This is a genomic window from Streptomyces glaucosporus, from assembly GCF_039533345.1.
GTDB classification, from domain to species: Bacteria; Actinomycetota; Actinomycetes; order Streptomycetales; family Streptomycetaceae; genus Streptomyces; species Streptomyces glaucosporus.
The window spans coordinates 1-22,800 of the sequence record NZ_BAAATJ010000032.1 but is presented as its reverse complement, the minus strand read 5'-3'; the positions used below and the strand labels follow the sequence as shown (position 1 = coordinate 22,800).

General features: G+C 74.3%; 19 protein-coding genes and 1 tRNA gene. 8 read left to right on the top strand and 12 right to left on the bottom strand.

Annotation, left to right across the window (positions count from 1 at the left end):
* Positions 1-66: 66 nt before the first annotated feature.
* Entirely contained in the window at positions 67-582 is a 516-nt protein-coding gene (locus ABD358_RS25090; RefSeq protein ID WP_344633420.1) for an ATP-binding protein, read from the bottom strand.
* Positions 583-780: 198 nt separating this feature from the next.
* Positions 781-1,164 carry an STAS domain-containing protein gene (locus ABD358_RS25085; protein ID WP_344633419.1) on the bottom strand — a complete coding sequence of 128 codons (384 nt, stop codon included), beginning with the start codon at positions 1,162-1,164 and terminating at the stop codon, positions 781-783.
* Positions 1,165-1,412: 248 nt separating this feature from the next.
* Between ABD358_RS25085 and ABD358_RS25080 the strand changes: the two genes are divergently transcribed.
* Positions 1,413-2,339 carry an RNA polymerase sigma factor SigF gene (locus ABD358_RS25080; RefSeq protein WP_344633418.1) on the top strand — a complete coding sequence of 309 codons (927 nt, stop codon included), beginning with the start codon at positions 1,413-1,415 and terminating at the stop codon, positions 2,337-2,339.
* A 177-nt stretch (positions 2,340-2,516) separates the two neighbouring features.
* Here ABD358_RS25080 and hutI read toward each other — a convergent pair whose 3' ends face one another.
* The 4 genes from hutI to hutU form a co-directional block, all read right to left on the bottom strand.
* Positions 2,517-3,731 (bottom strand): imidazolonepropionase, encoded by a 1,215-nt coding sequence (hutI, locus tag ABD358_RS25075; RefSeq protein WP_344633417.1) that lies wholly within the window; start codon positions 3,729-3,731, stop codon positions 2,517-2,519.
* Positions 3,728-5,113: a formimidoylglutamate deiminase gene (locus tag ABD358_RS25070; RefSeq protein ID WP_344633416.1), complete on the bottom strand. Its 1,386-nt coding sequence runs from the start codon at positions 5,111-5,113 to the stop codon at positions 3,728-3,730. The genes hutI and ABD358_RS25070 overlap by 4 nt, the downstream gene beginning before the upstream one ends.
* The gene (locus ABD358_RS25065; protein WP_344633458.1) at positions 5,104-6,294 is read right to left on the bottom strand and encodes an allantoate amidohydrolase; all 1,191 of its coding nucleotides are present in this window, start codon (positions 6,292-6,294) and stop codon (positions 5,104-5,106) included. Before ABD358_RS25065 ends, ABD358_RS25070 begins: the two co-directional genes overlap by 10 nt.
* Positions 6,295-6,368: 74 nt before the next feature.
* Positions 6,369-8,069: a urocanate hydratase gene (hutU, locus tag ABD358_RS25060; RefSeq protein WP_344633415.1), complete on the bottom strand. Its 1,701-nt coding sequence runs from the start codon at positions 8,067-8,069 to the stop codon at positions 6,369-6,371.
* A 105-nt stretch (positions 8,070-8,174) separates the two neighbouring features.
* Between hutU and ABD358_RS25055 the strand changes: the two genes are divergently transcribed.
* The gene (locus ABD358_RS25055) at positions 8,175-9,638 is read left to right on the top strand and encodes a type III PLP-dependent enzyme domain-containing protein (RefSeq protein WP_344633414.1); all 1,464 of its coding nucleotides are present in this window, start codon (positions 8,175-8,177) and stop codon (positions 9,636-9,638) included.
* Here the strand turns inward: ABD358_RS25055 and ABD358_RS25050 are convergent.
* The gene (locus ABD358_RS25050) at positions 9,619-10,242 is read right to left on the bottom strand and encodes a hypothetical protein (RefSeq protein ID WP_344633413.1); all 624 of its coding nucleotides are present in this window, start codon (positions 10,240-10,242) and stop codon (positions 9,619-9,621) included. The genes ABD358_RS25055 and ABD358_RS25050 overlap by 20 nt on opposite strands.
* 194 nt (positions 10,243-10,436) lie before the next feature.
* Positions 10,437-11,300: a MurR/RpiR family transcriptional regulator gene (locus ABD358_RS25045; protein ID WP_425576416.1), complete on the bottom strand. Its 864-nt coding sequence runs from the start codon at positions 11,298-11,300 to the stop codon at positions 10,437-10,439.
* Positions 11,301-11,480: 180 nt separating this feature from the next.
* Between ABD358_RS25045 and ABD358_RS25040 the strand changes: the two genes are divergently transcribed.
* Entirely contained in the window at positions 11,481-11,915 is a 435-nt protein-coding gene (locus ABD358_RS25040) for a hypothetical protein (RefSeq protein WP_344633411.1), read from the top strand.
* Between the two features lie 248 nt (positions 11,916-12,163).
* On the opposite strand, the gene ABD358_RS25035 is transcribed toward ABD358_RS25040, so the two are convergent.
* Positions 12,164-13,564: a cystathionine beta-synthase gene (locus ABD358_RS25035; RefSeq protein ID WP_344633410.1), complete on the bottom strand. Its 1,401-nt coding sequence runs from the start codon at positions 13,562-13,564 to the stop codon at positions 12,164-12,166.
* 202 nt (positions 13,565-13,766) lie between these two features.
* On the opposite strand from ABD358_RS25035, the gene ABD358_RS25030 reads away from it, so the two are divergent.
* The 3 genes from ABD358_RS25030 to ABD358_RS25020 all read left to right on the top strand — a co-directional run bounded on the left by ABD358_RS25030 (position 13,767) and on the right by ABD358_RS25020 (position 17,420).
* Entirely contained in the window at positions 13,767-14,834 is a 1,068-nt protein-coding gene (locus ABD358_RS25030; RefSeq protein ID WP_344633409.1) for an SGNH/GDSL hydrolase family protein, read from the top strand.
* Positions 14,835-14,994: 160 nt separating this feature from the next.
* Positions 14,995-16,215: an acetyl-CoA C-acetyltransferase gene (locus ABD358_RS25025; RefSeq protein WP_344633408.1), complete on the top strand. Its 1,221-nt coding sequence runs from the start codon at positions 14,995-14,997 to the stop codon at positions 16,213-16,215.
* 269 nt (positions 16,216-16,484) lie between these two features.
* Entirely contained in the window at positions 16,485-17,420 is a 936-nt protein-coding gene (locus ABD358_RS25020) for a hypothetical protein (RefSeq protein ID WP_344633407.1), read from the top strand.
* Here ABD358_RS25020 and ABD358_RS25015 read toward each other — a convergent pair.
* The 3 genes from ABD358_RS25015 to ABD358_RS25005 form a co-directional block, all read right to left on the bottom strand.
* The gene (locus ABD358_RS25015; protein WP_344633406.1) at positions 17,404-17,742 is read right to left on the bottom strand and encodes a hypothetical protein; all 339 of its coding nucleotides are present in this window, start codon (positions 17,740-17,742) and stop codon (positions 17,404-17,406) included. The genes ABD358_RS25020 and ABD358_RS25015 overlap by 17 nt on opposite strands.
* 144 nt (positions 17,743-17,886) lie before the next feature.
* Positions 17,887-18,735, bottom strand: coding sequence for a Bax inhibitor-1/YccA family protein (locus tag ABD358_RS25010; RefSeq protein WP_344633405.1), 849 nt, complete (start codon positions 18,733-18,735; stop codon positions 17,887-17,889).
* Between the two features lie 157 nt (positions 18,736-18,892).
* Positions 18,893-18,974, bottom strand: a tRNA-Leu gene (locus ABD358_RS25005).
* Between the two features lie 374 nt (positions 18,975-19,348).
* Here ABD358_RS25005 and ABD358_RS25000 point away from each other — a divergent pair.
* Together ABD358_RS25000 and ABD358_RS24995 are read left to right on the top strand one after the other, a co-directional pair.
* A complete protein-coding gene (locus ABD358_RS25000) occupies positions 19,349-20,140 on the top strand; it encodes an ABC transporter ATP-binding protein (RefSeq protein ID WP_344633404.1) in 792 nt (263 codons plus the stop codon).
* Between the two features lie 71 nt (positions 20,141-20,211).
* The gene (locus ABD358_RS24995) at positions 20,212-22,749 is read left to right on the top strand and encodes an ABC transporter permease (protein ID WP_344633403.1); all 2,538 of its coding nucleotides are present in this window, start codon (positions 20,212-20,214) and stop codon (positions 22,747-22,749) included.
* The last annotated feature ends 51 nt before the right edge of the window (positions 22,750-22,800 follow it).

Here is a 22,800-nt window from a genome sequence, read left to right as displayed (position 1 = left end):
GGGGCCCGGCTCCGTCACGGAGGTCCGGTGAGGGGCCCGCGCACCCGGTGGGGCGGCCCGGCGGGCTCAGTCCGCGTCGGGCCCGGCGAGCTCGGCCCAGACTGTCTTCCCCGGCGTCCCGTCGGGGTTGCGCACCACGCCCCAGTCCAGGCAGAGGCGCTGGACGATGAACATCCCGTGTCCGCCGGGGCGGCCGGGACGGTGCGGCGTGCGCGGCGAGGGAAGACCGGCGCCCCGGTCGGCGACCTCGATCCGCAGCAGCTTGGGCCCGAAACCTATCCGGACCTCCTCGGGGCCGTCGGCGTGCAGGCAGGCGTTCGTCACCAGTTCGGAGACGACGAGGAGGGCGTCCTCGGCGGCGGCGCGCTGCTCGGCCGTGGCCGCGGGCAGCCATCCCCAGTCGTGGAGGGCCTGGCGGGTGAAGTCACGGGCGCGCGGCACGGCGCCGCTGGCCCCCATGAGCCGCAGCCTTCGAACCTGGCGCATCTCGCGCACCTGACCGACCGGTGCGGCTGCGGTCGTGGCCGTGCCCTCCGGCTCCGGGCCACGCTCGCCCGCCGGTTGCGGTCGGGTGGTGCTCATCAGTGCTTCACCTCACCGATTGACCAATTCGTCGGTTCTCGCTCGGTCTGCGGACAAACTGTTTCGGGGGCATTTCAGGGACTCTCCTGCCCGACCGCGCCGGGAGAACACCCCTCGATCCCGCAGGAATCATTTTCCCCGCGTAACGCTCTGGTTACGGCCCGGGACCCGGACGGGCTGCGGCCCTCGTCACGGCTTCTAGGACTGTGCCGTTTCCTTCAGGGCGTCGGCCAGGCTTTCGTGGAGGGCGAACACACCGTCGGCGCCCGTGATCTCGAACACACGCGCCACGACCGGCCGCATTCCGGCCAGGTGGATGCCGCCGCCGGCGGCCTCGGCCTTCAGTCTGGCGCCCAGCAGGACGTTGAGCCCGGTGGAGTCGCAGAACTCGAGCTTCGAGCAGTCGACGAGGACCAGCTTGCAGCCGTCCTCGAGCGCGCCCTCCAGCGGTTCGCGCAGCAGATCGGCGGTGTGGTGGTCGAGTTCACCGTCCGGTGTCACCACCAGACTCGCGCCGTGGCGCTCCACGTCGACCGTCAGCCGGCCCCGGTGGCTGGTGCTGCCGGGCATCCCGCGGTCCATGCACACCCCTTCACGTTCGTCGAGTGGCCGATCACTGCCGTCAGAAGATGGACGTTCGAACCCTACGCCTTTACCGCCGCAACCGGTAGCCGCACAACCAGCACATTGGGTCATATTCGGACAACCACCACTTGCCATGCCCCCGTGAGAGCAGGTAGGCGTAGGAGAAACCCCCGAAACACGTCGGCTTTGGAGGCGCCGCACCCCAGTAGTGCAGGAACGGCTTCGGCAGCCATATGCCGAGAACGATGGAGGACACCATGTCACCCCGGCTCGACGAATCGCCCGCCGCGTCGTCGATCGTATCGCCCGAACAGAGCGGGAGCGGGCATCCGGATGCGGCTCCGGAACAGGCCGAGCGCCTGGCCGACCGGCTCCGGCTCCCCGACATCCCGCCGTACGACGAGGTGGGGCCGCTGGACGCGCGAGCCCTCTCCCGGACCCTCTTCGAGCGCCTGAAGACGCTCCAGGAAGGCACGCACGAGCACGCGTACGTCCGCAACACCCTCGTCGAGCTCAATCTCGCCCTGGTGAAGTTCGCCGCCGCCCGGTTCCGCTCCCGCAGCGAACCCATGGAGGACATCGTCCAGGTGGGCACCATCGGGCTGATCAAGGCGATCGACCGCTTCGAGATCGGACGCGGGGTCGAGTTCCCCACCTTCGCCATGCCGACGATCGTCGGCGAGATCAAACGCTTCTTCCGCGACACCTCCTGGTCCGTGCGCGTCCCCAGGCGCCTCCAGGAGCTCCGCCTGGACCTGGCCAAGGCCGGGGACGAGCTCGCGCAGCAGCTCGACCGCTCCCCGACCGTCGGCGAGCTGGCCGACCGGCTGGGCATCTCCCGCGAGGAGGTGATCGAGGGGATGGCGGCCAGCAACGCCTACACCGCCAGCTCGCTCGACGCCCAGCCCGAGGAGGACGAGACGGAGGGCGCCCTCGCGGACCGCATCGGCTACGAGGACCACGGGCTGGAGGGCATCGAGTACGTCGAGTCCCTCAAGCCGCTGATCGCGGAGCTCTCGCCACGCGACCGCAGAATCCTCTCCCTGCGCTTCGTGGCGAACATGACCCAGTCCGAGATCGGCGAGGAACTGGGGATCTCCCAGATGCATGTCTCCCGTCTGCTCTCCCGGACGCTGGGCAAACTCCGCAAGGGGCTGCTGGCCGAGGAGTGACCGCGCCCCGCGCGGCGCCCTCCCCACCGACTCGTCGGGCCGCTCCGGCAGACGCCGGGGCGGCCCGGGCCGTCTCCGGGGGGCTCCCCCAACCCGGCGGACGCGGGACCGGGGCGCGGGACCGGGACGCGGGGACCCGGCGGAACGGGGCCGGCCGCGGAGGGACTGTGCGGAACGTCACAGCACCCGCGTGCCGCGCTGCCAGACCGCCGCCACCAGCGGAACGCCGGGCCGGTAGGCGAGGTGGACGTGCGAGGGGGCGTCCAGCAGCACGAGATCGGCGCGCGCCCCGGGCGTCACGCGTCCGATGTCGATGCGGCGCAGGGCCGCGGCGCCGCCCGCGGTGGCGGCCCAGACCGCCTCGTCGGGCGTCATCCCCGTCTCCCGGACGGCGAGGGCCACGCAGAACGGCATGGAGCTGGTGTAGGACGACCCCGGGTTGCAGTCGGTGGACAGTGCGACGGTGACGCCCGCGTCCAGCAGCCGGCGGGCGTCGGGGTAGGGCGCGCGGGTGGAGAAGTCGCAGCCGGGCAGCAGCGTGGCGACCGTGCGGCCGCTCGCCAGGGCGTCGACGTCGGCGTCGGTCAGGTGGGTGCAGTGGTCGGCGGAGGCGGCGTCCAGCTCGACGGCGAGCCGCACGCCGGGGCCGTGCCCGAGCTGGTTGGCGTGCACCCGCGGGACCAGGCCGCGGGCGATCCCGGCGGTGAGGACCGCGCGGGCCTGGTCGGCGTCGAAGGCGCCCCGCTCGCAGAAGACGTCCACCCAGCGGGCGTGGAGGGCGCAGGCGTCCAGCATCGGGCCCGTGACGAGGGCGACGTAGCCGTCCGGGTCGCCCTCGTACTCGGGCGGGACGACGTGGGCGCCCAGGTAGGTGACCTCGTCCACGTGCTCCTCGGCGATCCGCAGGGCCCGGGCCTCGTCCTCGACGGTGAGGCCGTAGCCCGACTTGGTCTCCAGGGTGGTGGTGCCCTGGCGCAGCGCCTCCCGCACATGGCGCTCCAGGACCGCCGCGAGCTGCTCGTCGGAGGCGGCGCGGGTGGCCTCGACGGTGGCGCGGATGCCGCCGGCGGTGTAGGGGCGGCCCGACATCCGCGCGGCGAACTCCCCGCCGCGGTCGCCGGCGAAGAGCAGGTGGGAGTGGGAGTCGACGAAGCCGGGCAGCAGCGTCCGGCCGCCCGCGTCGAGGCGCCGGTCGGCGGCGGGCGCCCGGCCGGCCGGGCCGGCCCAGGCGACGCGGTCGCCGTCGACGACGACGGCCGCGTCCCGGACCAGGCCGAGGATGCCGTCCTCGGCGCCCTCGACGGTCTCGTGGTCGTTGGTGACCAGGGTGGCGATGTTGGTGATCAGGGTGCTGGTGGCGGCGCCCGGCGGGGCGGTCGTCGTGGTCGTCAACGGGCTGCTCCTTCCTGGATGGCGTCCGCCAGGGCCGCGGGGACGTCCGGCACGCTCCGGTGTACTCCGTCCCGCACCACATGGCGACCGCCGACGACCGTGTGGCGTACGTCGGCCGCGGTCGCCGCGAACACGGCGGTCTGGGCGGCCAGCCGGGGCGGGGGGCCCGCGGTGCGCACCGAGTCCAGGGCGATCGTGGTGAAGTCGGCGAGCCGCCCGGCCTCCAGGCGTCCGGCCTCGGGCCAGCCCAGGGCGGCGTGGCCGGACTCGCCGGCGAAGTCCAGCAGCCGGGCGGCGGTCCAGTGGCCTCGGGTGCGGCTGCGCAGCCGCTCGTCCAGCTCCAGGGCGCGGGCCTCCTCCAGCAGGTCGATCACGGCGTGGCTGTCGCTGCCCAGGCACAGCGGCGACCCCGCGTGCGCCAGGTCGGCGGCGGGGCCGATGCCGTCGGCGAGGTCGCGCTCGGTGGTGGGGCACACGCACACCCGGGTGCGGGTCCCGCCGAGGAGGGCGATGTCCTCACCGGTGAGGTGCGTGGCGTGGACGGCGGTGGTGCCGGGGCCGAGCACGCCGTGGTCGGCCAGGAGCCGGGTGGGGGTGCGTCCGAGGGCGGCCAGGCAGGCGTCGTTCTCGGCGGGCTGCTCGGAGAGGTGGACGTGCAGGGGCGCGCCCCGCTCCCGGGCCCACTCGGCGACGGCGCCCGCCTCGGCGGCCGGCACGGCGCGCACGGAGTGGACCGCCGCGCCCACCCGGGCGTGGTCCCCCTCCGGGACCAGGGCGGACGCCCGCTCGGCCCAGGCGGCGGCGCTGCCGTCGCCGAAGCGGAGCTGGTGGCGGTCGAGGGCCCTGCCGCGGTGCTCGGTGAGGATCCCGGAGGCCAGGTAGCAGGTGTCCAGGAGGGTGATGCGGATGCCCGCCTCGGCGGCGGCCGCGATCAGGGCGTGCCCCATGGCGTTGGGGTCGCCGTAGGGGGTGCCGCCGGGGGCGTGGTGGAGGTAGTGGAACTCGCCCACGCAGGTGATCCCGGCCAGCGCCATCTCGGCGTACACGGCCCGGGCGAGGGCGAAGTAGCTCTCGGGGGTGAGGCGGTCCGCGACGGAGTACATCACCCGGCGCCAGGTCCAGAACGTGCCGGAGCCGGTCTGGGCGGTGCCGCGCAGGGCGCGGTGGAAGGCGTGGGAGTGGGCGTTGGCCAGTCCGGGGAGGGTCAGGCCGCGCAGCGGCTCGGCCCCGGGCGGCGGGGAGCCCGCCCCGGTGCGGACGGCGGTGATCCGGCCGCCGGCCGTCTCGATCACCGTGCCCGGTTCGACGGCGCCGCCGGTCCAGGCGTACTCGGCCCAGTACACGGCCGCGGGCGCCGCCGGGTCCGTCGGGTTCACCGGCATGCCAGGTCCTCCAGTACGCCGGCGAGGGAGCGCACCCCGGCGGCGCAGTCCTCCTCCGCCGCCGACTCGGCGGGCGAGTGGGAGACGCCGGTGGGGTTGCGCACGTGGAGCATGGCGGTGGGGACCTCGGCGGACAGGATGCCCGCGTCGTGGCCCGCGCCGGTGGGCAGGACGGGCGCGCCGCCGAGCAGCCGGGCCAGCCGGTCGCGCAGGCCGTGGGCGAACTCCACGACGGGGGTGAAGGACTCGCGGGTGACCGTGACGTCCACCCCGTCGCGCTTCCCGCGTTCGGCGGCGGCGCGTTCGATCTCGGCGACGACGGCGGCGAGGGTCTCCTCGTCGGGGGCGCGGGAGTCGAGCCAGCCGCGGACCAGGGAGGCGATGGCGTTGACGCCGTTGGGTTCCACGGCGACCTTGCCGAAGGTGGCCAGCGCCCCGGCGAGGCGGGCCTTCTTCCGGGCGGCCAGCACGGTGTTGGCGTAGGTCAGCATCGGGTCGCGGCGGTCCTCCAGGCGGGTGGTCCCGGCGTGGTTGGCCTGGCCGCGGAAGTCGAACCGCCACCGGCCGTGGGGCCAGATCGCGGAGGCGACGCCCACCGGGTGGTCGCCGGGGAGGGCCGCGAGGGTGCGGCCCTGCTCGATGTGGAGTTCGACGAACGCGCCGATGCGGGCGAGCCGCTGCGGGTCGGCGCCGAGGGCGCCGGGGTCGTGTCCGGCGCGTTCCATGGCCCGGGCCAGGGTGGTCCCGTCCGCGTCGCGCAGTCCGCGGGCCTGTTCGGCGGTGAGCTGCCCGGTGGTCAGCCGGGAGCCGACGCAGGCGAGGCCGAAGCGGGCGCCCTCCTCGTCGGTGAAGTTGACGACGGCCAGCGGCCGGAGGGGACGGGCGTCCCGTTCGTGCAGGGCGTCGAGGGCGGCGAAGGCCGAGACCACGCCGAGGGGCCCGTCGAAGGCGCCGCCGTCGGGCACGGAGTCCAGGTGGGAGCCGGTCACCACGGCGTCCCCGGCCTCCGGGTCGCCGAGCCAGGCCCACTGGTTGCCGTTGCGGTCCACCTCGTAGGCCAGTCCGCGCGCCGCGGCCTGCTCCCGGAACCAGGCGCGGCACTCGGCGTCCGCGCCGGTCCAGGCGTGGCGCCGGTAGCCCCCGCCCGGGGACCGTCCGACGGGCAGCAGGCCGTGCCACATCTCGTGGAAGGAGGGGCCCCGCCGCCATGCGTCCCGCGGCGCGGGGCCGGGCGCCGGACGGGAGGGTTCCGGGGTCACGCGGCACCCCCGTCCCCGCCCGCCGCGCCCTCGCGCATGGGGATGCGGACGCCGCGCTCGGCCGCGACCTCCTCGGCGCGCTCGTACCCGGCGTCGACGTGGCGGATGACGCCCGTGCCCGGGTCGTTGGTGAGCACCCGGCGGATCTTCTCCCCGGCCAGCGGCGTGCCGTCGGCGACGGTGACCTGGCCGGCGTGGATCGAGCGGCCCATGCCCACGCCTCCGCCGTGGTGGATCGAGACCCAGGAGGCGCCGGAGGCCACGTTGACCATGGCGTTGAGCAGCGGCCAGTCGGCGATGGCGTCGGAGCCGTCGAGCATGGCCTCGGTCTCGCGGTAGGGGGAGGCCACCGAGCCGCAGTCCAGGTGGTCGCGGCCGATGACGATCGGCGCGGCCAGTTCTCCGGAGGCGACCATGTCGTTGAAGCGCTCCCCGGCGCGGTCGCGCTCCCCGTGGCCGAGCCAGCAGATGCGGGCGGGCAGGCCCTGGAACCGCACGCGCTCCCCGGCCATCCGGATCCAGCGGGCCAGGGACTCGTTCTCGGGGAAGAGGTCGAGGACGGCGCGGTCGGTGGCGGCGATGTCCCTCGGGTCGCCGGAGAGCGCGGCCCAGCGGAAGGGGCCCTTGCCCTCGCAGAACAGCGGCCGGATGTAGGCGGGGACGAAGCCGGGGAACGCGAAGGCCCGCCCGTAGCCGGCGAGTTCCGCCTCGCCGCGGATGGAGTTGCCGTAGTCGAAGACCTCGGCGCCGGCGTCCATGAAGCCGACCATGGCCTCCACGTGACGGGCCATCGACTCCCGCGCCCGCGCGGTGAAGTCGGCGGGTTTCCCGGCCGCGCAGGAGGCCATGTCCGCGAAGTCCACGCCCAGCGGGAGGTAGCTGAGCGGGTCGTGGGCGGAGGTCTGGTCGGTGACGACGTCGATCGGCGCGCCCATGGCCAGCAGGCGCGGCACCACGTCGGCGGCGTTGCCCAGGACGCCGACGGACAGGGGGCGCCGCGCGTCGCGGGCCTCGGTCGCCAGGCGCAGGGCGTGGTCGAGGGAGTCGGCGCGGACGTCGAGGTAGCGGTGCTCGATGCGGCGCTCGATGGCGCGCGGGTCGCAGTCGACGCAGAGGGCGACGCCGCCGTTCATGGTGACCGCGAGCGGCTGGGCGCCGCCCATGCCGCCGAGTCCGGCGGTGAGGGTGATCGTGCCGGCCAGGGAGCCGCCGAAGCGCTTGGCGGCGACGGCGGCGAAGGTCTCGTAGGTGCCCTGGAGGATGCCCTGGGTGCCGATGTAGATCCAGGACCCGGCCGTCATCTGGCCGTACATGGTGAGCCCGAGGGCCTCCAGGCGGCGGAACTCCTCCCAGGTGGCCCAGTCGCCCACCAGGTTGGAGTTGGCGATCAGCACGCGCGGCGCCCACTCGTGGGTGGTGAGCACGCCGACGGGCCGCCCCGACTGGACGAGCATCGTCTCGTCCGGCCCGAGGGTGGTCAGGGTGCGGACCATGGCGTCGAAGGAGCGCCAGTCGCGGGCCGCCTTGCCGGTGCCGCCGTAGACGACGAGCTTCTCGGGATGCTCGGCGACCTCGGGGTCGAGGTTGTTCATCAGCATCCGCAGGGCGGCCTCCTGCGGCCAGCCCCGGGCGGTCGGCACGGTGCCGCGCGGCGCCCGTACGGTTCGCGGTCCCGACGGCCCCGACGGTTCGGTCATGGCCCCTGCCCTCCGTGTGAATCGGACTCTACAGTCACTCTATGCAGTGAATAGAAGTAGTCAACAGGAGGTGTCGTCCACGCGCACGGGCATGCTCGTCCCGTTATGACTTCCACGCGCCGCGCCGCCTCTCCCACCGGTTCCCCGGACGCCTCCCAGGACGCCGCTCTGGACGCCTCTCCGGACGCCGCCGCGGCCGTCCGCCGCCGCCGGCTCGCCGTCCGGGCCGCGGTGGAGCAGGGCCTGCTCTCCGACGCGCACCCGGTCGCCGCGCTGCTGGACGTGGCGTCCGTCCGGGAGAACGCCGCCTGCCTCCACGCGGCCTTCGCCGCCGTGGCCGCTCCGGGTCAGCCCGTGCTCCACTGCTTCGCCGTCAAGGCGTCCTCCCTGGTGCCCGTGGTGCGGCTGCTGGCCGGCCTCGGGCTGGGCTGCGAGGTCGCCGGTCCGGGCGAGCTGGCCGTGGCGCGGGCCGCCGGGGTGGGCCCGGAGCGCATCGTGCTGGACTCGCCCGCCAAGACGTGGAGCGAGCTGCGCGGGGCGCTGGAGCTGGGCGTCGCCCTCAACGCCGACAACCGCCAGGAGCTGGCGCGGCTGGACGCCCTGCTGGCCCCCGGCGCCCGGCCCGCCCGGTCCGTCCCGCCGGTCGGCCTGCGCGTCAACCCCCAGCTCGGCGGGGGCGGCATCGGCGCGACGAGCACCGCGACGGCCACCTCGAAGTTCGGCTTCCCGCTGCGCGACGAAGGGGCGCGCGAGTTCGTCGTGCGCGCCTGTGCGGAGCGGCCCTGGATCACCCGGCTCCACTGCCACGTCGGCTCCCAGGGCATGCCGCCGGAGACGATGGCGGCGGGGGTGGCCGCCTTGTACGAGCTGGCCGAGGAGGTCAACCGGGCTGCCGGGGAGCGGCGGATCGACACCCTGGACATCGGCGGCGGCCTCCCGGTCGACTTCGCCTCCGAGGAGACCTCCCCGACCTTCGCCGAGTACGCCCGGCTGCTGCGCGACACCGTCCCCGGCCTGTTCGACGGGCGCTACGGGCTGGTCACCGAGTTCGGGAGGTCGCTGCTGGCCAAGTGCGGACTGATCCTGGCACGCGTGGAGTACGCCAAGCGCGCCGGGGGCCGTCCCGTGGCGATCACCCACGCGGGCGTCCAGGTGGCCGCGCGGACGGTCTTCGCGCCCGAGGCGTGGCCGCTGCGGGTCGCCGTCCACGACCGGCACGGGCGCCCCAAGGAGGGGCCCGGGGTCGTCCAGGACGTCGCCGGGCCCTGCTGCTTCGCCGGGGACCTCGTCGCCCGGGGCCGGGAGCTGCCCGAGTTGGAGGCGGGCGATCTGGTGGCGCTGCTGGACACCGGGGCGTACTACTTCTCCACCCCGTTCGACTACAACAGCCTGCCCCGGCCGGGCGTGTACGGCTTCACCACCGGGGCGGACGCGGGAGAGGGCGCGGACGCCGGCGGCCGTACGGACGGCGTGCGCTTCCTGACCGTACGGCCGCCGCAGACCCTCGACGAGGTCGTCGCCGCCTCCGGCGGGGATCAGCGCGACGCGCTCACCGCGCCGCCGCCGTGACCCTGGCCCGGGGGCGGCGCTCCCGGGCGGCGGCCGCCGCGGGACGGCGGCGCGCACCGCCCGGCGCGGCGTCCCCGGCCAGCGGGCCGGTGGTCATCCAGCCGCGCACCTTCCCGCGGGCCGGGCTGCGTCCGTCCGCCCACTCCGGGCGCACCCACAGCAGCTTCTCGTTGCTGCGCTCCCAGGCACCCAGCCACACCGCCTTGGCCCGCAGCCCCAGACCGATCCCGGCCAGCAGCATGCCGCCCGCGGCGGGCAGGGCGGCGGAGGAGGCCACGGCCGCCAGGAAGGCGGCGGTCAGCCACCAGCGGTTGGCCCGCAGCCAGACGCGGACGGTCACCGCGCGGTCGTGCAGCACCACCCACTTGCCCGCCGCGGTCGCGCCCCTGAGCAGCGTCCCGCAGCGGCGGCGGCGCACCAGGAAGGCGGTGAAGGCGGCGACGACCAGGAGCGCGGCGCCCGCCAGCACCCCGATCCGCCGCCCGGTCAGGCCGGGCATCGCCACCCCGACCACCGCGGCCGCCGCACCGGTCCACCACAGCGCGACACCGGCCGTCCGCACGTACACCGCCACTCTCGCCAGCGCATAGGCCCCGCGCCCCACGACAGTCCTCCTTCGTCTCTCCGGCGCTCTGCTTCGTTCACCCTCATGCCGTCAGGGCCTCCCGGCGGAAGGCCGGGGAAGGCCCGGGGACAGCCTAGGAACACAGGATGAGATTCTTCTGAGAGGCCGGGCAAGTGCCCGTGCGCGCGATCCGCCGGATCCCCCGCCGGCGCGGGTCGCTCCGCGAACACGGGTCACTCCACGAACAGCCCCCGCTCGGCGGCGCGCGCGTCGAACTCCTCCAGCCGGGCCTGCGCGTCCGGCAGCTCGTCGCACATCGCCTCCAGCAGCACCCGCCCCAGCATCATGGGCGCGCAGGCGGTGTCGAAGGACAGCGCGGTGCCGACGGCGGCGGGCAGCAGCAGGTCCCCGGGGCGGGCCACGGGCGCGAAGGCGCTGTCGGCGACGGTGACCACCCGCAGGCCGGCCTCCCGCGCGTGGTCCAGCGCCGCCGCCGACTCGCGCGGATGGCGGGGCAGGGCGAAGCACAGCAGCGCGCTCGCCCCGGCCCGCACGGCCGCGTCGAGGCGGTCGGCCAGCATCGAGCCGCCCTCGTCCAGCAGCCGTACGTCGGGGTGGACCTTGGCGGCGAAGTACGCGAAGCCGCGCGCCTGGGCGGCGGCGGCCCGCAGTCCCAGGACGGGCAGGGGCCGGGAGGCGGCCAGCAGGCGTCCGGCCTCGGCGACGGGGCCGGGGTCGGCGAGCTGCTCGGCGAGCCGCCGCAGGTGCTCGATCTCGGCGTGCACGGCCTGCTGGTAGGCGTTGCGGCCGTCCCGCCCGTCCCCGCCGTCCGCCGGCCCCGGCCCCGGCCGCTCCTCGCGCAGGTGCCTGCGCAGCGCCGGGTAGCCGTCGAAGCCGAGCGCCACGGCGAAGCGGGTCACCGACGGCTGGCTCACCCCGGCCAGCTCCGCGAGCTCGACGCTGGAGAGGAACGGCGCGTCGTCGGCGCGCCGCACCAGGCAGTGGGCGATCCGCCGCTGGGTCGGGGTCAGCCGGCGCCCCTCGAACAGCTTCAGCAGCCGCGCGCCCGCCGAGCCGCTCACCGCGCCCGTCCGCACTCGTCCGCCCGCATCGGTCTGCCCTTCTTCAGCGCTCCCCGTCCCGCATGACTCTATTCAGTATTCGGCACGGCACGCCCTCCGGGCCCCGGTCTGCGGTCTCCGGGCGGAGGCCGGCCCCCGTCCGTTCCGGGGGACAGCCCCACCGCCCCGGCGGGCCCGCGCCCGTAGCGTGGGGGCATGGACGCAGAAGGACTCGGTCCGGAGCTGAGGAAAGAGCTCGACGCGACCCTGCAGACGCGCGGGGAGCTCGGGCCGGAGTACGAGTCGGAGCTGGTCGACTCCTTCCTGGAGAAGGTGGACCGGCGCCTGGACTCCGTGATCGAACGCCGTGTGCGGCGGCAGGTGGCCGAGCAGCGGACGGCCGAGGCCCGGGAGGCCCGCACCCGGGGGGACCACTCCGCGGAGGGGCCGGGCGCCGCCTTCGGACTGGCCGCGATCTCGCTGGTGCTGGCCATCCCGCTGTCCGCGATCGCCGTGCTCAACGCGGGACGGGCGGGGCTGCTGATCTGCTGGGCCGGGATCGTCGGCGTCAACGCCTTCCACTCCGCCGGACGTCTGCCGTGGTTCCGCGGCCGCCTGGAGCGCGACGGGGCGTCCGGCGACTGGGACTGAGCCCCGCCCCGCGCACACCGCGGGGCGGGCGCGGGCGGGAAGGGGGCCGCGCGGGGACCGCCGCACCCCGGTGCGCGCACCAGGGGCGGGACGACGGCGGTCCCCGCGAGACGCGGGGGCCCGGAGCCCGTCCGCGTCCAGGGCGCCTGGGGAAGGTCCGGGAGCCGCTCCGGAGTTCCCGGCGCCGACGTGTTCAACGGTGCCCCACCCGTGTTAACCCCGTTTTGCGGGGCCGTGACGCCTGGGTACTACTTCGCCCCGCCGGCCGCTCCCCGGGCCAGGAACGCCAGCAGGTCCTGGCGGCTGACCACCCCGGTCGGCTTCCCCTCGACCAGCACGATCGCCGCGTCGGCCCGCTCCAGCACCGGCATCAGGTCGGCGACCGGCTCGCCCGAGCCGACCTGCGGCAGCGGCGCGCTCATGTGCTTCTCCAGCGGGTCGTCCAGCTTGGCGCGCTGGGTGAACAGGGCGTCCAGCAGCTCGCGTTCGACGATCGAGCCGATGACCTCCGCCGCCATCACGTCCGGGTGCCCGGCGCCGGGCTTGACCACGGGCATCTGCGAGACGCCGTACTCGCGCAGCACCTCGATGGCCTCGCCGACCGTCTCGTCCGGGTGCATGTGGACCAGGGACGGCATCGCGCCCTCCTTGTGGCGCAGGACGTCGCCGACGCGGGCCTGGGTGGGCTCGCCCTCCTCCAGGAAGCCGTAGTCCGCCATCCACTCGTCGTTGAAGATCTTCGAGAGGTAGCCGCGTCCGCCGTCCGGCAACAGGACGACGACGGTGTCGTCCGGCCCGAGGCGCTCGGCCACGCGCAGCGCCGCCACCACGGCCATGCCGCAGGAGCCGCCGACCAGCAGCCCCTCCTCGCGGGCCAGCCGCCGCGTCATCTGGAAGGAGTCCTTGTCGGAGACGGCGATGATCTCGTCCGTGACCTCGCGGTCGTAGGCGCTGGGCCAGAAGTCCTCGCCGACGCCCTCGACGAGGTACGGCCGCCCGGAGCCGCCCGAGTACACCGATCCCTCCGGGTCGGCGCCGATCACCCTGACCTTCCCGCCGGAGACCTCCTTCAGGTAGCGGCCGGTGCCGCTGATCGTGCCGCCGGTTCCGATGCCCGCCACGAAGTGGGTGATCCGCCCGCCGGTCTGCTCCCACAGTTCGGGGCCGGTGGTCTCGTAGTGGGAGCGCGGGTTGTTGGGGTTGCTGTACTGGTCGGGCTTCCAGGCGCCCGGCGTCTCGCGCACGAGCCGGTCGGAGACGTTGTAGTAGGAGTCGGGGTGCTCGGGGTCGACCGCGGTGGGGCAGACCACGACCTCCGCGCCGTACGCGCGCAGCACGTTGATCTTGTCCGTGGACACCTTGTCCGGGCAGACGAAGATGCAGCGGTACCCCTTCTGCTGCGCGACGATCGCCAGTCCGACCCCGGTGTTGCCGGAGGTCGGCTCGACGATGACGCCGCCCGGCTTCAGCTCGCCGGAGCGCTCGGCGGCCTCGATCATCCGGACCGCGATCCTGTCCTTGACCGAGCCTCCGGGGTTGAAGTATTCGACCTTCGCCAGCACGGTGGCCCGGATCCCCGCCGCCACGCTGTTCAGCCTGACGAGCGGGGTGTTGCCGACAAGCTCGATCATCGAATCGTGATACTGCACCTGGTTCTCCGCTGTCGGGGGCAGTCGCCGTCGCCTGCCCGTAGGGCCAGCCTAGGGGGACGCTCGGGTTCCGGTGACGCGCGTTGCACGACCGACCGCAGTGGGCAACACACCCGTAGTGACGTGTGGTGACGCGCGTGGACCGCGCGGGCGCACGGGTGGCCGGAGCCGTGGGGGCGCGGCGGAGCGAGCGGAGGTTCCCATGTCGAGAGCGAGGGTGGCGCGCAGGATCGTGACCGCCGCGGCGTACGGCGGCGGGGGCGTGGGGCTGCTCGGCGGGGCCGCCGTCGGTCTGCTGATGGCCGAGGCGCGGCTGGCGCGGAGGCGGGTGGGCGAGTCGGACGCCGTGCCGCCGTCGGCGGACGGGCTGTACGGCGCGGCCCTGGCGCACCAGGGTCCCGGTGCGCGGCGGACGCCGCTGAGGCTGGCGGTGCTCGGCGACTCCACGGCCGCCGGGCTGGGGGTGCGGCGGGCGGGGCAGACGCCGGGCGCGCTGCTCGCCTCGGGCCTGGCCGCGGTGGCGGAGCGGCCGGTCCTGCTGCGCAACGTGGCGGTGCCCGGTGCCCGCTCCGACGACCTGGAACGCCAGGTGACGGAGCTGCTGGGCGGGGACGGGACGGGCGGCGGGGACGAGGCCGGCGGGACGGGCGGCGCACCGGACGTGTGCGCGGTGATCGTCGGCGCGAACGACGTCACCCACCGCGTGCCGCCCGCCCGTTCGGTGCGGCTGCTGTCGGCGGCGGTGGCGCGGCTGCGGGCGGCCGGGTGCGAGGTGGTGGTGGGCACCTGCCCGGACCTGGGCACGATCGAGCCGGTCGCCCAGCCGCTGCGCTGGATGGCCCGCCGGACGAGCCGGCGGCTCGCGGCGGCCCAGACGATCGCGGTGGTGGAGCTGGGCGGCCGCACGGTCTCGCTGGGCGACCTGCTGGGCCCGGAGTTCGAGGCGAACCCGCGGGAGCTGTTCGGCCCGGACCACTACCACCCCTCGGCCGAGGGGTACGCCACCGCGGCCATGGCGTTCCTGCCCACGCTCTGCGCCGCACTGGGCCTGTGGCCGGAGGACGAGCGTCCCGACGCCGCCCGCCGCGAGGGCATCCTGCCGGTCGACCGGGCGGCCGTGGCGGCGGCCGAGGAGGCCGGTACGGAGGTGGCCGCGGTCCGCGGCCCGTGGGCTCTGCTGAAGCACCGCCGCAGGCGGCGGCTGCCGGAGGCCGAGGAGGCGCTCCCCGCGCCGCCGCAGGGGGCCGGGACGCCTCCCGCGCTCCCCTGAGGGGCGTCCGCGGCACCCGGCGCGAACGCCCCCCGCCCCCCTACTGAGCAAGCGCTTAGAAAAGAGGTCCGTATCACACGTGGCGAGTCGTGACCGCCGCTTTACGGACGGGTAGGTTCCCAACCATCCGCACCCTCCACCCTCGTTCCCGGGAGCCGTGATGCCCGAAGCAGTGATCGTCTCTGCCGCCCGCTCGCCGATCGGGCGCGCCTTCAAGGGCTCGCTCAAGGACATGCGGCCGGACGATCTGACCGCCGAGATCGTCAGGGCCGCCCTCGCCAAGGTGCCGCAGCTCGACCCCACCGAGATCGACGACCTGATGCTCGGCTGCGGCCTGCCCGGCGGCGAGCAGGGCCACAACCTCGGCCGGGTCGTCGCCGTGCAGCTGGGCATGGACCACCTGCCGGGCTGCACCATCACCCGCTACTGCTCGTCCTCGCTGCAGACCACCCGCATGGCGATGCACGCCATCAGGGCGGGCGAGGGCGACGTGTTCGTCTCGGCCGGCGTGGAGACGGTGTCCCGGTCGGTCAAGGGCACCTCCGACGGTCTGCCCGACACCCACAACCCGCTCTTCGCCGACGCCGAGGCCCGCACCGCCGCCCGCGCCGAGTCCGGCGGCGAGGGCTGGCACGACCCGCGCGAGGACGGCGAACTGCCCGACGTCTACATCGCCATGGGGCAGACCGCCGAGAACCTGGCCCGCCTCAAGGGCGTCACCCGCCAGGAGATGGACGAGTTCGGCGTGCGGTCGCAGAACCTCGCCGAGAAGGCCATCGCCGACGGCTTCTGGCAGCGCGAGATCACCCCGGTCACCCTGCCCGACGGCACGGTGGTCTCCAAGGACGACGGCCCGCGCCCGGGCGTGACGATGGAGGGCGTGCAGGGCCTCAAGCCGGTCTTCCGCCCCGACGGCCTGGTCACCGCGGGCAACTGCTGCCCGCTCAACGACGGCGCCGCCGCCCTGGTGATCATGTCCGACACCAAGGCGCGCGAGCTGGGGATCACTCCGCTGGCCCGGATCGTCTCCACCGGCGTCTCCGCGCTGTCCCCCGAGATCATGGGCTACGGTCCGGTCGAGGCGTCGAAGCGGGCGCTGAAGCTGGCCGGGATGACCATCGACGACATCGACCTGGTCGAGATCAACGAGGCGTTCGCCGCCCAGGTGATCCCCTCCTACCGGGACCTGGGCATCGACCTGGACAAGCTCAACGTCAACGGCGGCGCCATCGCCGTCGGCCACCCCTTCGGAATGACCGGCGCCCGCATCACCACCACGCTGATCAACTCGCTCCAGTGGCACGACAAGCAGTTCGGCCTGGAGACGATGTGCGTCGGCGGCGGCCAGGGCATGGCCATGGTCATCGAGCGGCTGAGCTGAGCCGCCGCACCCGGCGTGATCCGGCGCGTTCCGGACCGGCCGCGCCCACCGCCGGTACGCCGGTGAGACCCCGGTGATACCGAAGCGCCCCCAGGATGTGACCTATCTCCTGGGGGCGCGGCGTTTCTCCTGCTCACAGGCGTTCCCGTCCCCCGTTCGGCACCTTCCGGAGGCCCTCGCGGCGGCGTTCCGGGCCTTTGTCGGCAGGAGATTTCCGGCAGGCTGCGGTAGGAATTCAAAAGATCGGAGTTTTGACCGGGAGTACGTCAGTGAGCGCCATATCCATCCTCCTGCTGCTGGCCGCCGCCGTCGCCGCGGTGGTGGGCGGCGCGGCCCTGTACGCCGTCCGCGGCCTGCGCCGCGAACTCGCGGGGCTGCGCGCGCAGCTCGCCCCGGCGGAGCACGGCGCCCCGGCGCGCTCCACGGTCCCGGCGCCGCGTACGTCCCCGGACATCGAGGACATCCGGTCAGCCGTCGCCGAGGCCCTGGCCGAGGAGCGCGAGCGCGAACTGGCCGAGGCCCGCGCGTTCTGGGCCGCCCAGGAGGCGCGCGACGCCCGCGCCGACGGCCCGCTGCTGGAGGGACGCGGCACCGAGTACGAGGGGACGGGCCTGGACGCCGCCATGCTCGACGCGCTGCTGGAGCGCGCCCTGGGCGGCGTGCACGAGGGCGAGGTGTTCCTGCCCCGCCACCCGGGCCGGGAGGGCGCCGAGCCCGGAGCGGACGCCCCGCGGCCCGCCGGGCCCGCGTCCGGCGAGGAGGCCGGGGCCGCGGAGGAGTCGGAGGACGGGGACGCGGACGGGGAGCCCGACCCCGCCGAACTGGCCGCCGCCCGCCGGCGCCACCCCTCCGACCCCCGCCACGGCCTCGACGGCGAGCCCGTCGGCCGCGCCCCGGGCGGCCCCGAGACGGGCGACTCCACCCGTCGGCGCCTGGCGGAGCTGGCCGACTCCCGTACGCCGCTGACCGACGTGCGGTCCGGTCCGCTGGGCACGCTGGACGTCTACGTCTTCGCCGACGGCACCACCGTCTGCCTGGCGCCGGGCCACCGCGAGCCCGCCGAGCGGCTCGCCGCCGCCCTGGACGAGGGCGCCCAGCCGGTCCTGGTGGGGGGTTCGGGCGTCCTCGGCGCGTACAGCCTGACCTTCGCGTACGGCGAGGAGAGCGTCTACGTCCTGGCGGACCGGGTCATCGCCTCCCCCTGAGCGTCCCGTTCCCGGCGGCCTCGGCGGCCTCCACCAGCGCCACGGCCTCGGCCAGTTCGGCGGCGGTCCCGGCCGTGCGCAGCGCCTCCGCCAGGTCGTGCCCGGCCACGGCCAGTTGGTCCCCGACGGCGAAGACGCCCGCGTCGGGCAGCTCGCGGGGGGCGCGGCCGGGGAACTCCAGGCACTGGGAGCGCCGGGCCAGCTCCCTGGCCAGCGCCAGTCCTCCGGCCGCGGCGCCCCGTGTCAGGGCGCTCTGCGGCATGGCGCGCAGGCGGTCGGCACAGCGTTCCACGGCGGTGAGCAGGGGGGTCACGTCGAGCACACCACCACCCTATGCGCCCGCCCGGGCCGCCGTCCCCGCGGACGTCCGGGCGGGCGGCGGGGAACGCGAAGGGGCCCGCGAGGCTTGCGCCTCGCGGGCCCCGACTGCCCGGACCGGCCGGGTCCGTGCCCGGCCGGCCGCGGGTCAGTCGCTGCTCTGCAGGATGGACACCAGCCGCAGGAGCTCCAGGTAGATCCACACCAGGGTCATGGTCAGACCGAAGGCGGCCAGCCAGGACTCCTCGCGGGGGGCGCCGTAGGCGATGCCGTCCTCGACCTGCTTGAAGTCCATGGCGAGGAAGGCGGCGCCGAGCACGACGCCGACGATGCCGAACAGGATGCCCAGGCCGCCGCTGCGGAAGCCGAGGCCGTCACCGCCGCCGAAGACCGCGAACAGCAGGTTCACCGAGGTCAGCAGGAGGAAACCGATCGCGGCCGCCATCACGTAGCGGTAGAAGCGCCGCGTGACGCGGATGATGCGGGCCTTGTACATGATCAGCACACCGGCGAAGACCGCCATCGTGCCCAGCACGGCCTGCATCGCCGCACCGTTGACCCAGCTGTCGACGTAGTTGCTCAGGGCGCCGAGGAACAGGCCCTCGAAGGCCGCGTAGCCCAGGATCAGCGCGGGGGACGGCTTGCGCTTGAAGGACTGGACGAGGCCGAGGACGAACGCGACCAGCATCGCACCGATGGCCAGGCCGAGCGTCATGTCCGTGACCCACGCGACCGCCGCCATCACGACGACCAGGCCCAGCGTCATGCCCGTCCGGGTCACGACGTCGTCCATCGTCATCCGGCCGGCGGCCGGCGGAGCCACCGGCGGGAAGCCCTGGGGCGCGCCGGCGGTCTGGGGCTGGGCGTAGGGGTTGGTGGCGTAGGGGTTGGTCGCGTACGGGTTCCCGGCCTGCGGCTGCTGCGTGGCGTCGAAACCCGCGTAGCCGTTGTCTCGGCTGAATCCCCGTCGCGAGAAGACCGGGTTGCTGCTCCTCATCTCACTCCTCCATGGCCGCACCGCGCGGCCCTTCCTCAAGAGTAATGCTTTAGCAAAGACCGCACGGTAGTGCACTGGGACGAACGTTGGAAGGAGTCGTGATGTTCCTGGTACCCGGTCCGGCGCGGGGAAGTCCCGCGCGGCGGGGAAACCGGTGTGCCCGGAGCCGGATTCGAACCGGCACGGCCTGTAGGCCAACGAGGTTTAAGCTCGTCGTGTCTGCATTCCACCATCCGGGCACCGGATCATGGACCGTCCGACTGGCTACGGCCCTCCCCTGGACGCTCAACGAGCCTATCCATGACGCCTCCTCGGACAACGGGACCTTGGCTCGAAGTTGTCTGATTTTATTGGCAACTGATGGGCAATCAGCGGCGCGCGCCCCTCTCGGACGCAGGGCCGGCGTCCCCGCCGGACCGCCAGGAATGACGGAAAGTCGCTGCCCAGCCACGGGACGGCATCAGGGTCGCCGTCCTCCTCAGGGATGACCCGCGGGCCCTCCCATCCCCCTGAAGGCGCTCCCCGAGACCGGAGCCGGGACGGACGTGAGTGACCGAATCCGCACGGACGATGGAGGGGATCCGTCAAGCCGTTGCGACAGGAGTCCCTCTCCGTGACCACCAGCACCCACTCCGAGACACCCTCCGCGCCGTCCGTCCCCTCCGGTGCCGCGGCCGCCCGCGCCCGGGACCTGACCAAGGTCTACGGGCAGGGCGAGACGCGGGTGGTCGCCCTGGACTCCGTCTCCGTGGAGTTCCGGCGGGGGCAGTTCACGGCGATCATGGGCCCGTCGGGTTCGGGCAAGTCCACGCTGATGCACTGCATGGCGGGCCTGGACTCGATCTCCTCCGGCTCCGCCTGGATCGGCGACACCGAACTGTCGGCCCTGAAGGAGAAGAAGCTCACCCGGTTGCGGCGCGACAAGATCGGTTTCATCTTCCAGGCGTTCAACCTGCTGCCGACGCTGAACGCGCTGGAGAACATCACGCTGCCGATGGACATCGCCGGCCGGAAGCCGGACCGGGAGTGGCTGGACCGGGTGGTGGAGACCGTGGGCCTGGCCGGGCGGCTCAAGCACCGGCCCAACCAGCTCTCCGGCGGCCAGCAGCAGCGGGTCGCGGTGGCGCGGGCGCTGGCGGCGCGGCCGGAGATCATCTTCGGTGACGAGCCGACGGGCAACCTGGACTCGCGGGCGGGCGCCGAGGTGCTGGGCTTCCTCCGCAACTCCGTGCGGGAACTGGGCCAGACCGTGGTGATGGTCACCCACGACCCGGTGGCCGCCTCCTACGCCGACCGCGTCGTCTTCCTCGCCGACGGCCGGATCGTCGACGACATGGCCGACCCCACCGCGGAGAGCGTCCTGGACCGCATGAAGGCGTTCGACGCCCGGGGCCGCACGAGCTGAGCCCCACAGCACCCGGTCCACCACCCCCGGCCGCCGCACCGGCCCCCACCACACCAGGATCACGACACCCCATGTTCCGTACCGCCCTGCGCAATGTGCTCGCGCACAAGGCCAGACTGCTGATGACCACGCTCGCCGTCATGCTCGGCGTGGCCTTCGTCTCCGGCACCCTGGTCTTCACCTCCACCCTCTCGGACGCCTACGCCAAGGGCGCCGCCAAGGGCTTCGAAGGCGTCGACGTCGCCGTCCGGCCCGGCGGCGACGGCGGGGACGACCTCCGCGGCCCCTCCGACCTCCCCCGCGAACTGCTGGACCGGCTGGGCCGGGTGCCCGGCGTCGCGTCGGCCACCGGGGCCGTCTCCGGCTTCGCCGCCCTCGCCGACAAGGACGGCGGACTGGTCGGCGAGGGCTGGTCCACCCAGGGCGGCAACTACGACGCCGGCCCCGACGGGAAGAAGGAGGACCCGCGCTACGACCTGCGGGACGGCCGCGCCCCGCTGCGCTCCGGCGAGATCGCGCTGGACGCGAAGACCGCCGGGCGCACCGGCTACGGCGTCGGCGACACCGTGCGGATGTCCGTCAACGGCCCCGTCCGCGAGGAGAAGGTCGTCGGCGTCTTCGACACCGACGACGGCAGCGTCGCCGCGGGCGGCACCCTCGTGCTGTTCGACACCGCCACCGCGCAGGAGCTGTTCTCCCGGCCCGGCCACTACAGCGAGATCGTCCTGACGGCCGACGACGGCGTGAGCCAGCGGGAACTGGAGAAGCGCGTCGAGGAGGTCCTGCCCGAGCAGGCCGAGGCCACCACCGGCCGGAAGCTCGCCGACGAGCAGGCCCGCATGATCGAGCAGGGCATGGAGGGCATGCGGACCGGTCTGCTGGTCTTCGCCGGCATCGCGCTGTTCGTGGGCATCTTCATCATCGCCAACACCTTCACCATGCTGGTCGCCCAGCGCACCCGGGAACTGGCCCTGCTGCGCGCGGTGGGCGCGAGCCGCCGCCAGGTGACCCGCTCGGTGCTGGTGGAGGCCCTGGTCGTCGGCGCGGTCGCGGCGCTGGTCGGTCTGCTCGCGGGCGTCGGGATCGGCGCCGGGATGCGCTCGCTGATGGGCTCCCTCGGCGCCACCGTGCCGGACGGTCCGCTGATCGTGGCCCCGTCCACCGTGGTCGCCTCGCTGGTCGTCGGAATCGCCGTCACCGTGGTCGCCGCCTGGCTGCCCGCCCGCCGTGCCGCCAAGGTCCCGCCGGTCGCCGCCATGGGCGGCGTCCACGCCCCCGCCACCCCGCGCGGCCTGCTCGTCCGCAACACCATCGGCGCGCTGCTGGCCGGGGCCGGGACCGCGCTGGTGCTGTACGCGAGCGGCATCGGCATGGACGACGGCAAGCTGCCGATGTCGGCCGGCGCCGGGCTGCTGGTGATCGGCGTGTTCGTGCTGACCCCGCTGCTGTCGCGCCCGGTCGTCGGAGCGGCGGCCCCCGTGCTGCGCGTCTTCGGGGTCTCGGGCAGGCTGGCCCGGCAGAACGCCGTGCGCAACCCGCGCCGCACCGCCGCCACCGCCGCGGCCCTGATGATCGGCCTGACCCTGATCACCGGCATGACCGTGATCGCGGGCAGCGTCCAGAAGGGCATCGACAAGCTGGCCACCGCCGCGATCAAGGCCGACTACACCGTCTCGATGGCCAACTTCCTGCCCCTCTCCCCCGAGGTCGAGCAGACCCTGGCGAAAGAGGAGCAGGTCACGGCCCTCAGCCCGCTGCGCAACTCCCCGTCCCGGATCGACGGCGACTACGAGCCGCTCACCGGCGTCGACGGCGAGGCCCTCGACGACCTGCTCGAACTGGACTTCACCCAGGGAACCATCGAGGGACTCGGCGGCGAGAAGGTCATCGTGGACGCCGCCACCGCGAAGCGGCACGGCTGGAAGGCCGGTTCCTCCTTCGACGTGGTGTACGAGGACGGCGAGCGCGGCGAACTGACCGTCTCGGGCGTCTACGAGGGCAACGAGATGATCCGCGGGATCATGCTCGACACCGCCACCCTCGACCCGCACCTGGAGCAGGCCACCAGCATGCAGGTGATGGTGAAGACCGCCGACGGGGCGAGCGACGCGGTGAAGGCCTCGCTGGAGAAGGCCCTCGGCGACAACCCGGCGATCCTGGTCCAGGACAAGAAGGACCTGTCAGAGGACATCGCCCAGATGTTCACGATGATGCTGAACATGCTCTACGGGCTGCTGGCCATGGCCGTGATCGTCGCGGTGCTGGGCGTGGTCAACACCCTGGCCATGTCCGTCTTCGAACGCTCGCAGGAGATCGGCATGCTGCGCGCGATCGGCCTGGACCGGCGCGGCGTCAAGCGGATGGTCCGGCTGGAGTCGCTGGTGATCTCCCTGTTCGGCGGAGTGCTCGGCATCGGCCTGGGCGTCTTCTTCGGCTGGGCGGCGGGCGAGCTGATCTCCGGCTCGATGCCCACCTACGAACTGGTGCTGCCGTGGGGCCGGATGGGCGTCTTCCTCACCCTGGCGGCGCTGGTGGGCGTGCTGGCCGCGCTGTGGCCGGCGCGGCGGGCCGCGCGGCTGAACGTGCTGGAGGCCATCAAGACCGAGTGACGCGCGGAAGGCGGCGACGCGGCGGGGCCCGGACCGTGCACGGTCCGGGCC